General features: G+C 67.7%; 12 protein-coding genes and 1 pseudogene. 8 read left to right on the forward strand and 5 right to left on the reverse strand.

Annotated features, from left to right (window positions below):
* The first annotated feature begins 65 nt into the window (after nucleotides 1-65).
* On the forward strand, nucleotides 66-770 hold the full coding sequence (locus NBT81_RS04350) for a DUF7095 family protein (RefSeq protein ID WP_338741315.1): 705 nt from the start codon (nucleotides 66-68) through the stop codon (nucleotides 768-770).
* Between the two features lie 38 nt (nucleotides 771-808).
* The gene (locus NBT81_RS04355) at nucleotides 809-1,564 is read left to right on the forward strand and encodes a hypothetical protein (protein WP_338741316.1); all 756 of its coding nucleotides are present in this window, start codon (nucleotides 809-811) and stop codon (nucleotides 1,562-1,564) included.
* A 5-nt stretch (nucleotides 1,565-1,569) separates the two neighbouring features.
* On the opposite strand, the gene NBT81_RS04360 is transcribed toward NBT81_RS04355, so the two are convergent.
* From NBT81_RS04360 to NBT81_RS04370, 3 genes are read right to left on the reverse strand one after another with little or no spacing between them, the layout of a single operon-like run.
* Nucleotides 1,570-2,370: a class I SAM-dependent methyltransferase gene (locus tag NBT81_RS04360; RefSeq protein ID WP_338741317.1), complete on the reverse strand. Its 801-nt coding sequence runs from the start codon at nucleotides 2,368-2,370 to the stop codon at nucleotides 1,570-1,572.
* Nucleotides 2,371-2,399: 29 nt separating this feature from the next.
* A complete protein-coding gene (locus NBT81_RS04365) occupies nucleotides 2,400-3,647 on the reverse strand; it encodes an endonuclease/exonuclease/phosphatase family protein (RefSeq protein ID WP_338741318.1) in 1,248 nt (415 codons plus the stop codon).
* 40 nt (nucleotides 3,648-3,687) lie between these two features.
* Nucleotides 3,688-4,515, reverse strand: coding sequence for a deoxyribonuclease IV (locus NBT81_RS04370; protein WP_338741319.1), 828 nt, complete (start codon nucleotides 4,513-4,515; stop codon nucleotides 3,688-3,690).
* 81 nt (nucleotides 4,516-4,596) lie between these two features.
* Between NBT81_RS04370 and NBT81_RS04375 the strand changes: the two are divergent.
* Nucleotides 4,597-5,128, forward strand: a pseudogene (locus NBT81_RS04375) (redoxin domain-containing protein).
* 49 nt (nucleotides 5,129-5,177) lie between these two features.
* On the opposite strand, the gene NBT81_RS04380 reads toward NBT81_RS04375, so the two are convergent.
* Together NBT81_RS04380 and NBT81_RS04385 are read right to left on the reverse strand one after the other, a co-directional pair.
* Entirely contained in the window at nucleotides 5,178-6,005 is an 828-nt protein-coding gene (locus NBT81_RS04380; RefSeq protein ID WP_338741320.1) for a biotin/lipoate A/B protein ligase family protein, read from the reverse strand.
* Nucleotides 6,006-6,048: 43 nt separating this feature from the next.
* The gene (locus NBT81_RS04385) at nucleotides 6,049-6,852 is read right to left on the reverse strand and encodes a creatininase family protein (RefSeq protein ID WP_338741321.1); all 804 of its coding nucleotides are present in this window, start codon (nucleotides 6,850-6,852) and stop codon (nucleotides 6,049-6,051) included.
* A 186-nt stretch (nucleotides 6,853-7,038) separates the two neighbouring features.
* Between NBT81_RS04385 and NBT81_RS04390 the strand changes: the two genes are divergently transcribed.
* From NBT81_RS04390 to NBT81_RS04410, 5 genes are all read left to right on the forward strand, one after another.
* Complete coding sequence (locus NBT81_RS04390) at nucleotides 7,039-7,992, forward strand: ABC transporter permease (RefSeq protein WP_338741322.1); 954 nt, start codon at nucleotides 7,039-7,041, stop codon at nucleotides 7,990-7,992.
* Between the two features lies 1 nt (nucleotide 7,993).
* Entirely contained in the window at nucleotides 7,994-9,034 is a 1,041-nt protein-coding gene (locus NBT81_RS04395) for an ABC transporter ATP-binding protein (protein ID WP_338741323.1), read from the forward strand.
* 1 nt (nucleotide 9,035) lies between these two features.
* Nucleotides 9,036-10,328, forward strand: a complete 1,293-nt coding sequence (locus NBT81_RS04400) for an ABC transporter ATP-binding protein (protein ID WP_338741324.1) — start codon at nucleotides 9,036-9,038, stop codon at nucleotides 10,326-10,328.
* A 147-nt stretch (nucleotides 10,329-10,475) separates the two neighbouring features.
* Nucleotides 10,476-11,450, forward strand: coding sequence for an ABC transporter permease (locus tag NBT81_RS04405; RefSeq protein ID WP_338741325.1), 975 nt, complete (start codon nucleotides 10,476-10,478; stop codon nucleotides 11,448-11,450).
* 99 nt (nucleotides 11,451-11,549) lie between these two features.
* Nucleotides 11,550-13,343, forward strand: a complete 1,794-nt coding sequence (locus NBT81_RS04410) for an ABC transporter substrate-binding protein (RefSeq protein ID WP_338741327.1) — start codon at nucleotides 11,550-11,552, stop codon at nucleotides 13,341-13,343.
* Nucleotides 13,344-13,361 lie beyond the last annotated feature (18 nt).

The following is a 13,361-nucleotide window of genomic DNA, read 5'->3' on the forward strand; positions in this document are numbered from 1 at the left end:
CCGGGCGGACGGTATCACGGTTTCGTTGGACAACCGTTTTGCCCGCCGGGACGAAAGTGAGCGTGATGGATCGGGACGCCGCACTCGACCGGGCCGCCGAGATCGTCGACTGCGTGGAGCGAAGCGCCACGGACGACCCAACCGGCGCCGCCGACCGTCCGACGGCGTCCGACGCCGATCCACCCCTCCTCCCGGTTCCCGTCCGCGAGGTGTGGGTGTACGGCGACGTCGCCCTCGGTCTCGATCCGATCGACCGCCTCGACGTGTACGTCACCAAGGACCTCCTTATGCGCGGCGACGCCGACCGCGAGGCCGAGTTCGAGGCACAGTACGGCGTCTCGGGGGTCGGCAAGAGCGTCGACGCCGACTGGGCCGCCGCCTACCCCGAACACGTCCGGGCCAACGACAACGGCCACGCCGCTCCCGAACGGTGTCTCGCCGCTCACCTCCTGGACGACGACGAACCGATCCACCTCGAAGTGTGCAACGCCTCCTTTTCGGACAACGTCACCCAGCGTCTGAAGGGAGCGATGGCCCGGGAGAACTACGAACAGATCCTCGACCCCCGCGGCGTCTGTCTGTGGGCCGACGGCCGCCGCGACGACGACGCGATGGCGAAACTCCGCGGGGGCGAACTCGCCTTCCCGACCCTGTCGGAGGCTCTGGAGATGCTGGGGCTCGACGAGGCCACCGCCGCCGAGGCCGCCGACGTGATGCGGGCGCGCCGGGCCGAGGAGACGGGGCGGACGGTCCGTGGCGACGTGGTGTAGTCGGTAGACACATGCCGATCCCCGACGTCGGTCGTTCTGTGTCGGACGACACCGCGGATCCGGCGTGGACGCCCTCGGTCTCGGTCGTCGGCCTCGGCGACGCCGGCACCGAGACGGTCGACGCGGTCACCACGCCGACGGCGACCACGTTCGCCACCGTCGACGGTCCGGACGACGCGGCCGCGGTCGCGGCCTCGGTCGCGGCCGACGACTTCTGTTATCTCACCGGCGACGTGAGCGACCCGGCCGTCGTCGACGCGGCCGAGACGATACTGGACGCCACCGAGGGACACACCTCCTTCTTCCTCGAGGGGACGACCGACCGGCCCGAACCGATCGTCGAGGGCTGTGACTTCCTGCTCCCGATCGATCCCGACGCCGCGCCGCCCCCCGACGGTCGGGCACTCGTGGCGAGTGCGATCGTCGACTGCGCCGAGGCGATGCTCCGGCCGACCGGTCAGGATCTCGGGTACGGCGACATCCTGCTGGCGACCCGATCCGGCCGGATCGGATCGCTTCGGGTGGCGGCGATCGGCGGTCTCCAGCATCCCCTGACCGACCGCGTCGACGTGACCGATCCGGACGGCGTGCTCCACTTCCTCTGTGGCGACGAGACCCTCTCTCACACGTTCGCCGACGTGCGGGGATCCCGCCGCTCCCGGGAGTATCCGGACGCCAACGAGTTCCTCTGGGATCGACGCATCCACGACCGCTACGGCGACCCAGCACACGTCAAGACGATCACCACCGTCGCCGCCGACGCCGACCGTCGGGAACGGCTCCTGCGATCCTGACGCCGTCACTCGGGGACGTGCCCGACCGTCACGTCGAAGGGCACCACCTCCGCGCGGCGGTACGTCCCCGCCCGCATCGCCGCGACCACTTCGCGACCCATCTCCCGCCACGCCGCCCGGAGGTCGTCGTACTCGTCACCGACCGCCCGCTTGAGCTCCGTCTCGTGGTCGGCCAACCCCGCTCCGGTCGCCTTCCGTGTCGCGTCCTGCAGGTCACCCTCGTCGTACGGCGGTTCGATCACCTTCCGGTGGTAGTGGCGGCGCGTCGTCACGCCGACCAGCCCCGCCGCCTCGAACGCCTCGACCGTCCGGTCGCCGAGCGCCACGTCCGTCTCGACACCCTCGAGGTACGCCTCGCGGACCCGACGCTCCAGGTCGACCTCGCGGTCGACCGTCGACTCGACGGCCACGTCCGCGTTGTCGGGTTCGACGGCGGCCACGGCGTCGGCGGCGACACGGTGGAACTCCCGGACCGCCGCGTCCGGTCGCGGCAGGTTGACGAGCAACGCCTGACACGCGACGAGGTCGGCCGCGCCGTCACCGAAGGGGAGCCGAGTGGCGTCACCGGCGACGACCGGCAGGCCGGTCTCCTCGCGGGCGGCGACGAGGAGTTCGGGATCGGCGTCGACGCCGATCACCTCGGCGTCGCCCGCCTCCTCGTCGAGAACGCGGGTGAACTCGCCGGAGCCACAGCCGACGTCGAGCACCCGGTCTCGGTCCGGCAGGTCCAGGGCGTCGAGTGCCGCCCGCGACGACCACAGGCCCGCCCGCGTCCGTCGGAGGTAGTCGGCCGAGAATCTGCGCACGCCCCCTGTACCGCGTCGGGACTCAAAAGTCAGTCGTCGTGGCGGCGTGCGGCGACGGTGGCGGCCGCGACGACCGAGACGACGGTCGCCACGACCCCGAATCCCGGCGCGTCGGCGTCCGACTCGGTCCCGGTGACCGTCGGTGTGGTTCCGGCTTCGGTCCCGGCTTCGGTTTCCCGTTCCGTCGGTGACGGCGTCGGCGACGCGGTCGTCGGGTCGGCGGGAACGAGCGTCGCGACCACGCCCGCGTGGTCCGACGGCCAGAGGCGTTCGCCGTCGGCGGCGATCCGCTCCGTCGGATCGGCACCGACCCGCGTCGCGTCCGCCACACGCAGTCTATCCCCCACGAGGACGTGATCGATTCGGGCGTCGAGCGACGGGTCGGCGTTCCGCAGATCCGCCGCGTGACAGCACGTGGCACCGACTCCGGCGTCGCCGGCGGCGTCGCCGAAGTCCGCAGTGAGGTGGTCGTACGCCGCGGTCGATCCGCCGGGACCGCTGTTGCAGTCGCCGACGAGGACGACCGGACCGGCGCGGTCGACGAGGCGGTCGCGCAGCTCCGCCGCCTGCGCCGCCCGAACCTCCGCCGACGCCGATTCGAGGTGTGTGTTGCAGAACGTGACCGCGAGGTCACCGACCGACGCCTCGACGACCTCGTACCCCCGGTCGACGGCGACCGTTCGGTCGTCCACCGACAGCGAGAGGCCGGCGTCGAAGGTGCCGGTCGTCGTCCCGTCGGTCGCGACCCGTTCGTGTGCGAGTATCAGGTCTCGGTCGGTCAGGCGCACGTCTCGGGGTTCGCCCTCGACAGTCGCCGGCAACTGGACGTCCGCGGGTTCAGTCGTGGCGACGACGCGGTAGGGCAGGTCGCGCGCGTCGAGTGCCGACAGCAGCCGCTCCCGGAAGTCGTACCGAACGTCCGTCGCCGTCGGCGTGGTTCCGTCGCTCCGGGGGCCGCTCCGAATCAGGGCGGCCTCCTGTATCCCCACGAGGTCCGGTTCGGTCCGCGAGAGTTCGCCGGCGATGGCGTCGAGGCGACGGCCCACGCGACTCCGGTCGACAGCCGCGACGAGATCGGTCACCGCCGACTGGATCGTCTCGTCACCCGCCGCCGCCGCGAACAGGTCGAACAGGTCGCCGCCGAGATAGCAGTTGCGCGTGGCGACGGTGACCGTCCGGCGGTCCGTCCGTGCCCGCCCGCGCCCGCTTCCGACGCCCGCCAGTCCGCCGGCCCAACCTATCCCGGCGAGGACGCCGCGTCTGGTGACCCGTCTCATCCGCCATCCTCACCGGGTGGTTGGATCGACACCACCGTGCTCACTCCCGCAGTCCGTGGACGCGGTCGACGTTCCAGGCGAACCCCTTGCCGTCCTCGGTCGGCGTCTCGAGGACGAAGGGCAGGTCCCGCAGATCGGGGTGGTTGACGATCCGGCGCATGCCGTCGACGCCGATCTCCCCCTCGCCGACGTGGGCGTGTTCGTCCTTGTTCGTCCCGCAGGCGTGTTTCGAGTCGTTGAGGTGGATGCAGTGGAGGTCGTCGACGCCGACCACGTCGTCGAACTCGGCGACGACCCGGTCGACCCCTTCGGGCGTCGAGAGGTCGTAGCCCGCCGCGAAGGCGTGAGCCGTGTCGAGACAGACGCCCAGATCGTGGTCACAGCGGTCGCGGACCGCCGCGAGGTGTTCGAACTCGCCGCCGAGTTTCGTCCCGCTCCCCGCGTCGCTCTCGACGAGGACCGTCACGCCCTCGGGGACGTCGAGTTCGTCGAGTGCGCTCGCCGCGTTGTCGAGGCCGCCCTCGACGCCCGCGCCCGTGTGCGCCCCGAGGTGGACGTTCACGTACTCGATGCCGAGTTCCTCGGCGGCGTCCACCTCACGTTGCATGCTGTCGATCGACTTCTCGCGGAGGTCCGTCTTCGGCGTACAGAGGTTGACCAGGTAGGAGGAGTGGATCACCCACGGGCCGTCGAGGTGGGCGGCGGTCCCCTCGCGGAAGGCGGCCGCCTCGTCGTCGTCGACGTTCGGGTGTTGCCAGACCTGCGGCGAGTGGGTGAAGATCTGTCCGCAGTTGCCGCCGACGTCACGCTGGTTGTCCACCGCGTTGTCGACGCCGCCGGCGACGGATACGTGTGCTCCGACTCGCATACCGGGCGGTCGGGGCGCGCGAGCAAAGGGGCTTCGACTCCGGGGCGAACGGTTTTGTCACCCCCCGTCGAAGGACGGTGTATGGACAGGGACGGCCCGATCGAGGTCGGCGAGACGGTCCCGGACGTGACCGCGACGCTCGTCGATCCCGACGGTACCGACGAGGAGGTCTCGCTCGGCACACTCGTCGCGGATCGCCCGGTGTTGCTCAGCTTCTACACCGCGGATTTCAGCCCCGACTGCATCGACGAGTGGTGTTCGTTTCGCGACTTCGACTGGTTCTCCAGCGGCGAACACGTCCGGGTCGTCGGCTGTAGCAAGTCGAGTCCCGGTCCACCACCGGTTCATCGACTACCTCGGACTCAAGTTCCCGCTCTACTCGGACTCCGACCTCCGCGTCTCCGACGCCTTCGGCGTCACCTACCGCGCGCTCGGCGTCTCGAAGCGGTCGCGTCGCTCCTGTTTTCTCGTCGACCGGGATCTGACCGTTCGGTACCGCTGGGTCGGCGAACACTGGCTCGACCCCACGCGGGACACCCCGCCGGTCGACGAGATTCACGACACGATCACCGAGACCCTCGATGTCGGCGAGCCGGAGACGTTCGGGTTCTAGTTCGGTGTGGTCGCCGTCCCGTCTCTCACTCGCGGCCGAGTCGTCGGGTTCACCGTGGCCGACGCCGCGTCCACTCGACGCTCCCGTACTTCTCTTCCGCCCGCTCGCGCGCCCGAGAGAGTTCGTCGTCGGTCCACGCGCCCGGATCGGCGTCGGCCCACGCCCCGAGAGCCGCCTCGACGGTGTCGACGGCGTCCTCACGGCTCGTCTCCGTGTGTTCGTCGATCCCGGTCACCCGGTCACGGAACGTTCCGATGTCGACGTCGCCCTCGGCGAACACGGACAGGTGTCTGTCGGGGCGGACCGAGTACGTGAGCGACCCGTGCTGGACGACGGCGTCCGTGCGTCGGTGCTGGGCGTTCCCGCTCACCTTCCGTGGCCCACGTTCGCCCGACACGACCACGTCGTGTGCGGGGTGGAGTCCGCGCAGGTAGCAGGCCGGCTGGTGGACTGCGGGTCGCCCCGACTCGGCGAACTGTGCCGGCACGCCGAGGCGGTCGAAGGCGTCCATTATCGGGGCACAGAGCTGTCGGTACGACGCCACGAGGTCGCCCGGGAGTTCCTCGTCCGGCGCGACGATCGTGTAGGAGATGTCCCCGTCCGTGTCGTGGTAGATCCCGCCGCCACCGGTCTGACGGCGCGTGACGCCGATCCCCTCGCGCTCGCAGTAGTTCCAGTCGACGGTGTCGGGGTCTTGGTGGTACCCCAGCGAGAGCGTCGACGGCTCCCAGTGGTAGACGCGCACGGTTCGGGGGCCACCCGCGGCGGCCGTCTCCGCTGCGATCTCGTCGAGTGCCATGTTCATCGGTCCCGACCACGATTCCTCGCGGATCAGCCGCCACTCACGGTCGGCGTACGCCCCGGCGCTCGCGTCCATGCACGCAGGTCGGGCCCGACGGCAAAGGGTTTCGCGGTCGGCGTCAGCGAGCCTGTTCGTGGAGGCGGCGGAGTACGTCCGCCACCTCGTCGACGAACACCTCGAAGAACCGCTCGCCCTTCTCGGGCGTCGCCAGTTCCGGCGTTCCGACGGCTCCGGTCTCGCTGTACGCGTCGAAGTCGGCGTACGCCGCCAGCGGCCCCGGGTGCGAGAGGTCGTCGCGCGCCCGGTCGTACGGCGAGTCCCAGGGCGTCCCCTCGGCGGCCTCCATGTCGACGAGGTCCGGACGGAGGTGGCGAAGCATCGACGTCTCCACCTCGCCCGCGTGGCCGGCACCGCCGCGGTCGCTCTCCCGTATCTCGCCGATCCGGTCTGCACCCAGATCGAAGTACGTCACGCCGAGGACGTCGGCGTCGCGGTGGGCGGCCCCGACGGTGCTCGTCGCGCTCGCGACGACGGCACCGTTGCCGCCGTGGCCGTTCAAAAAGAGCAGTCCGTCGAACCCGTTGTCCAGCACCGACGCCGCGGTGTCCTCGAGCAGCGAGAGCAGGTCACCGCCGTCGAGGCTCGCCGTCCCGCCGAAGGGCGTGTGGTGTGGGGAGTGGCCCGTCCAGAGGGGCGGTGTCACGAGCACCGGTTGCTCCGCAGCGACGCGTTCCGCCGCCGTCGTCGCGACGGCGTCGGCGAGTATCGTGTCCGTCGCTGTCGGGAGGTGGTGGCCGTGCTGTTCGAGGCTTCCGACCGGAACGACTGCCGTCGATCCCTCCCGCTCGGCCAGGTCCCGAACTGCCGGATACGGGGTCCCGGCCCATTCGACCGACGACGAGCCGATGGATTCGTACACCATACCCGCGCGTACGACCGAATCACGTAAAAAGTTCTCTCCCGCAATCGCGGCACATTATTGAACGGATACAACACAAAAAACCTCGTTTATCTGATTGTTTGTGTGTTCGTATGGGGAGTGTTAAAATGACTATACAATTAGTAATCAAGGAGAACATTTTTCCCCCCGGTCGCGTTTGCCTCCAGTATGCTATCAGGGGAGTTGGTACCAACACGCGTAACACGGGCGTTCGATACCGCCCGGAACAACCACATCGTACGCAACTTCGTCAGCGGTTTGCGGATGATGCTCGGCGACCGGACGACCGCGGTGTACTTCTGGATCCTGGTCGGGATCACCATCCTCGGGATCGTCGGCCCGGCGCTCGCTCCGTACGGCATCGAAGAGACCCAGTACGACGACGAGACCGGCGAGGTGCTGTCCGCCGCACCGCCGTCACTCGATCACCCGCTCGGGACGACGTTCGCGGGGTACGACGTGCTATCGCGGCTGTTGGTGGGTGCCCGTCCGACCGTGATCACGGGCATCCTCGGGGGTGGTCTGATACTCACCATCGGGACCTCTATCGGTATCACGGCCGGGTACGTCGGCGGCCGGACCGAGACGCTCCTGATGCGGCTGACCGACTTCGTCTATGGCGTGCCGCTCATCCCCTTCGGCATCGTCATGATCACCTTCCTCGGGGTCGGCTTCCTCTCGTCGATCCTGGTCATCGGCCTGATCCTGTGGCGTGGCGGCGCGCGGGTGATACGCGCCCAGACGCTACAGATCAAGCAGTACCCCTTCGTGAAGGTCGCCAAAGCGACGGGGGCGAGCAGGCGGCGCATCATCATCAAACACGTCCTCCCGAACGTGGCCCCGATGGCCATCTTCTTCCTGGCGCTCGGGGTCGGGTACGCCATCATGCTTCAGGCGAGTCTCACCTTCCTCGGCGTCGCCTCCCCGTTCACGCCGTCGTGGGGCGTCATGATCCGGAACGCGTTCAACTCCGGCTACATGTCCGAGGCGTGGTGGTGGTCGATAACGCCCGGTCTCCTGATCGGCATCACCGTGCTGTCGACGTTCATGTTCGGACGCGGGTACGAGGACCTGATCACGGCCGACGGCGAGTCGGTCGAAGCCGACGCGGTGGGTGCCTGACATGAGTCAACCACTACTCGAGGTCGACGACCTCACGATTCGGTACGAGACGGACGGTGGCGATCTCACGGCGGTGTCCGACGCCTCCTTCAGCATCGACGAAGGCGAGTTCTTCGGTCTCGCCGGCGAGTCCGGTTCCGGCAAGAGCACGACCGCGAAGGCGATCATCGGCGGGCTCGACGACAACGGCCGGATCGACTCGGGCACCATCCGCTACCGCGGCGAGGAGATCCAAGACTTCTCCGAGGCGGAACTCAACCGGGAACTGCGCTGGAAGGAGGTCTCCTGGATCCCCCAGAGTTCGATGAACAGCCTCGACCCCCTCCAGCGCGTGAGCGAGCAGGCGATGGAGATCGGACAGGTCCACACCGACCTCTCGAACGAGGCGATCCGCGAGAAACTCAAGGAGATGTTCGACGTGGTCGGCCTCCAGCAGAGCCGGATCGACGACTACCCCCACCAGTTCTCCGGCGGGATGCAACAGCGGGCGATCATCGCACTGGCGCTGTTCTTGGAGCCAAGCCTCGTCATCGCCGACGAGCCGACGACCGCGCTCGACGTGATCATGCAGGATCAGATCTTCAAGTATCTCGACCGGATGAAGGCGGACGCCGAGACGAGCCTCCTCTTGATCACCCACGACATCAGCGTCATCTTCGAGTCGTGTGACAGCGTCGCCATCATGCACGCCAGTCAGGTCGCCGAGCGCGGCACGACGGAGTCCGTCCACGACAACCCTCGGCATCCGTACGCGTTCCTGTTCAAGGAGGCGTTCCCGGACATCCGGGAACCGGACCGCGACCTGGAGGTGATCGAAGGCTACCCGCCCGAACTCACCGGCGAGGTGTCCAAGTGCAGTTTCGCCGACCGCTGTCCGTGGGCGGTCGAGGAGTGTCGCGAGAGCGCGCCGCCCCTCGAACCCGTCGGCGACGAGGACGCGACACACGCCGCGTCGTGTTTCCGGAGCGAGGAGGCGTACGACCTGTACGAGCGACACGGGGCGGTCGACCCCGACGTCGCGGCCGACGGGGGTGAGGACTGAAATGGCCGACGACGCGCCGCTCCTGGACATCCGCGACCTGGAGAAACACTTCGAGGAGAGCGCCAACGTCCTCGACATCCTCATGCGTCGGGACCCCTCGAAGATCCAGGCCGTCGACGGCGTCTCCTTCACCCTGGAACGGAACGACTCCATCGCCGTCATCGGCGAGAGTGGCTGTGGGAAGACGACGCTGCTGTTGACGCTCATCGGTCTCCACGACATCACCGGCGGCGAGGTGATGTACAAGGGGACGCCGATGACCGAGTTCGACGCCGACGACTGGAAGGACTACCGGAGCAACGTCCAGGTGATCTTCCAGGACCCGTTCAACTCGCTGGACCCGAAGATGACCGTCGAGGAGTCGCTGAAGGAACCGCTCCAGATTCACGACGTCGGGAACCGCGACGAGCGGATCCGCCAGGTGCTCGAGGACGTGGAACTCCGCCCGCCGGAGAAGTACCTGCGTCGCAAGCCGATGAACCTGAGCGGCGGCGAGAAACAGCGGGTCGCCATCGGCCGCGCGCTGGTGCTCGAACCCGACATCATCCTCGCCGACGAACCGGTGTCGATGCTCGACGTGTCGACGCAGGCCTCGGTCCTCCGGATGCTGAAAGGCCTCATCGACGACTACGACGCCTCGATGATCTACATCTCCCACGACCTCTCGACGGTGTCGTACATCTCGGAGGTGGTGAACGTGATGTACCTGGGTCGGATCGTCGAGTCGGCCCCGACCGAGAACATCCTGGAGAACCCCAAGCATCCGTACAGCGAGGCGCTCGTCTCCGCCATCCCGGTCCCGGACCCCCACCACGACCGGTCCCGGACGGAGATGTCCGGCGCGCCGCGCGATCCGATCGACCTCGGCGAGGGCTGTCGGTTCCGGGATCGGTGTCCGAAGGTGATCCCGCCCGACGACATCGACGTGAATCAGGCGGCCTATCGGGAGGTGATGGCGTTCCGGGAGGCGCTGGAACGGGGCGACCTCCCGCTGGACCGCATCCGGAACGGACTCGACGCCTCGGACGAGGCGGCGTTCGCGGCCGCCATCCGCGACGAGTACTTCTCGGCGGAGTTGCGCGGCGAGAACGAGGCGACGGTCGAGGCCGCCCTCGACGACGTCGCCGGCGGCGACCTCGACGCGGCGGCGGACCGCCTCCGAACGCGGTTCGAGAGCGTCTGCGAGCAGACCCCACGCTCCATAGAGGACGAGACTGACTGGCACGTCGCCTGCCACCAGTACTACGACCACGACCGGCGGACCACAGAGGATCATGCACCCACGACAGACTGAGTCCCGACGCCGACGGCTCGGGTCCCGTCCCGGACACGGGGCACGGACGGCGGTCGACGGACGCCGTGACGGACAGGTACGGAGCGCGACGACCACGGCCGGGGACGGCCGTCAGTTCGGCCGGGAGGTGAGTCGCCCGTGTCGTCGATGAAGCGGTACGTCGTCGTCCGAGGCCTCCAGACCGTCTTCACGCTGTGGCTGGTCCTGACGGCGCTGTTCGTCATGTTCCGGTCGATGCCGGGCGACTTCACCTCGCAGATGGCCGTCTCCGGGGCCAGTCAGGAGTCCCTCGCCGCGCTCCGCGCACAGTGGGGACTCGACGAACCCCTCTACGTCCAGTACTGGCGGTACATCACGAACCTCGCGCAGGGCAACCTCGGCGAGTCGCCGGTCTACCGCGTCCCCGTCTGGGAGTTCGTGAAGATGCGCATCTTCAACACGTTCATCCTCGTCGCGCCGGCGATGACGTTCACGTACATCCTGGGCGCGCTGATCGGCACTATCGCGGGGAGCAAGCGGGGAAGCCGCCTCGAGAAACTGGGCCTGATCCCCGTCATCGGCGCTGGCTCCTTCCCCGCCTTCTTCATCTCCATCGTCTTGGTCGTCGTGTTCGCCAGTTGGCTCAACATCTTCCCGACCTCGGGGATGCTGTCGGCCGGCGGGAGCGAGGCCGGGACGTGGTGGGGACCGTACGTCACGCCCGACTTCGGCATCCACTACGTCCTCCCCTTCGTCGCCGTCGTCTGTCGGTACCTGTTCATCCCCTCGCTGATCATGCGGACCAGCGTCGTCGAGGTGATGGGCCAGGACCACACCGAGTACCACCGTCTGACCGGCCTGCCGGTCGGCAAGCGCCTCCGTCACGTCGCCAAACACGCCAGCCTCCCGGTGATCACCATCTACCCCGTCTCGCTCGCGCGCGCGCTCGGCGGTCTCGTGTTGATCGAAACCGTGTTCAACTGGCCGGGCATCGGCTTCACGCTCGTCGAGGCGGTACTGGGTCGGGACTACCCCGTCGTCCAGTTCGTCTTCTTCCTCGTCGCCGCGTTCGTCATCATCTCGAATTTCTTGATCGACCTGTTATACGGAGTTATTGACCCGAGAATACGGGTCGAAGACTGATATAGTAACAAATATTTAGTTTTCCACGGATTATAATTCGTTATCTGTCCATTCTACTCGGCGACAGTTTTATGTTCGTCGGCTTTAGTTCTCTGGTGTATGTCAGCAAATGACGGAGCCAGTGGCGGTGTCGACCGTCGCTCGGTGCTGAAAGCGATCGGTGTAGCGGGCGCGACGGGCCTCGCCGGTTGTGGCGGCGGTGGCGGTGGCGGCGGTGGCGGTGACCTCGGGGAGCGGGTGTCGACGCTCCAGATGGAGTACTGGTCGGACTACGGCGGCTTCACGACCACACAGGAGCAGATGGCCCCGATCATCTCGGACGGGGTCGAAGAGATCGGCGTCGGCATGGAAGTCGTCCCGGTGAGCATCACCACGCAACTCTCCCAGATGGCCAACGACACGAACCGGGAGAACAACATCTCCTTCACGTGGTGGGTGCCGGCGGCCGACCGCCTCGACCCGCAGGAACTGCTGAACAACATGCGCCTCGACTGGGCGGGCGCGAACGGGAAGAGCAACTACTCGAACTACGCGGACTGCGAGTACACGCGGCTGCTCCTCGAACAGACGACCGCGGAGTCCCAGGAGGCACGCGAGGAGGGGATCCACGAGACCATCGCACGGATGGCCGAGGACTGCGCCATCGGCAACCTCGCGCCGGTCGCCAACATCGGCGCGTACCGGACGGACATGGTCGACATGGGCGGCATCGGCAACGGCGGGATCGCCCGCTCGAACGCCGAGTGGGCGTTCAAGTCCAGCACCACGAGCGGCGACGACATGATCGTGGCGATCAACCCCATCGCCACGGAGACGTCGAACTGGCTGACCCACTCCGCCTCGATGCCGGAGGCGATGTGGCAGCACATGATCAACTCGCCGATCCACAAGTACAACGAGAACTTCGAGTTGACGGAACTGCTCGGCTCGGTCGAGGTCGTCAACTCCCAGGAGATATTGGTCGAACTGTTCGACGACGCTCAGTTCTCCAACGACGACCCCGTGACCTCCGAGGACGTGAAGTTCACGTTCGAGCAGATCAAACGCGGCGGCGAGGCCGGCGCGTACCCCGGTGCCGCGCCAGTTCCCTACGACAGCATCGAGACGCCGGACGAGAAGACGGTCCGGTTTAAATTCACGGAGCCGTACATCCCCTTCGCTCGCACGACGCTGATGCGGTGGGGGATCCTCCACAAGGATTCCTTCGAGGAGGCCGGCGCGGTCGAGAACCCCGGCGGCGCGCAGTTCGAGACGCCCATCGTCTCCTCGGGCCCGCTCGAGGTGACCGAACTCCAGCGCGGCCAGCGCGTCGTCACCGAACCCCACGACGGCCACCCCACCTACGAGGCCAGTCAGCCCGTCGTCTTCGAGGCCTACCGCAACGAGGAGACGATGATCAACGCCCTCCAGGCCGGCGAGTGTATGATCACGCCGGAGATCTCGCCGCCGAGCGCCCAGCGCGTCAACAACCAGTTCGAGAACGCCGAGGCGGAGTTCGCGGCGACGCACACGGCGTACAACCTGCAGTACGTCTGTCACACCGCGCCGTGCAAGTTCACGGAGTTCCGGAAGGCGGTCGCGGCGACGGTCAACCGCCAGAAGATGATCGACGTGGCGCTGGCCGGACGGGTCGACCCCGAGATGTACCCCACGTACATCTCCCAGAACCACCCGATGTTCCCGCCGGAGGACATGCTCTACAAGCAGGCCGAGGACCCGACCGGCAACCCCGACATGGCCCGGCAGATGCTCGAAGAGGAGGGCTGGGGTTGGGACAACAACGACAACCTCCACTACCCGCCGGACGCGGACCTCGACCCCCTGTGGCCCCAGGGCGAGGTGCCGTCCGCCGAGCAGTTCCCCTGCATCGAGGAACTGGGTCTCGACCCGTAGTCTCCCCCGAGCCAGTTT

The sequence above is a fragment of the Haloplanus sp. CK5-1 genome (assembly GCF_037201915.1).
Taxonomy (GTDB): Archaea; Halobacteriota; Halobacteria; order Halobacteriales; family Haloferacaceae; genus Haloplanus; species Haloplanus salilacus.

Coding starts and splice junctions, on each gene's coding strand:
- NBT81_RS04370 (WP_338741319.1), bottom strand. CDS start 4,515: ATGCGAGTCGGAGCACACGTATCCGTCGCCGGCGGCGTCGACAACGCG.
- NBT81_RS04385 (WP_338741321.1), bottom strand. CDS start 6,852: ATGGTGTACGAATCCATCGGCTCGTCGTCGGTCGAATGGGCCGGGACC.
- NBT81_RS04395 (WP_338741323.1), top strand. CDS start 7,994: ATGAGTCAACCACTACTCGAGGTCGACGACCTCACGATTCGGTACGAG.
- NBT81_RS04390 (WP_338741322.1), top strand. CDS start 7,039: ATGCTATCAGGGGAGTTGGTACCAACACGCGTAACACGGGCGTTCGAT.
- NBT81_RS04400 (WP_338741324.1), top strand. CDS start 9,036: ATGGCCGACGACGCGCCGCTCCTGGACATCCGCGACCTGGAGAAACAC.
- NBT81_RS04410 (WP_338741327.1), top strand. CDS start 11,550: ATGTCAGCAAATGACGGAGCCAGTGGCGGTGTCGACCGTCGCTCGGTG.
- NBT81_RS04380 (WP_338741320.1), bottom strand. CDS start 6,005: ATGGACGCGAGCGCCGGGGCGTACGCCGACCGTGAGTGGCGGCTGATC.
- NBT81_RS04365 (WP_338741318.1), bottom strand. CDS start 3,647: ATGAGACGGGTCACCAGACGCGGCGTCCTCGCCGGGATAGGTTGGGCC.
- NBT81_RS04350 (WP_338741315.1), top strand. CDS start 66: ATGGATCGGGACGCCGCACTCGACCGGGCCGCCGAGATCGTCGACTGC.
- NBT81_RS04405 (WP_338741325.1), top strand. CDS start 10,476: ATGAAGCGGTACGTCGTCGTCCGAGGCCTCCAGACCGTCTTCACGCTG.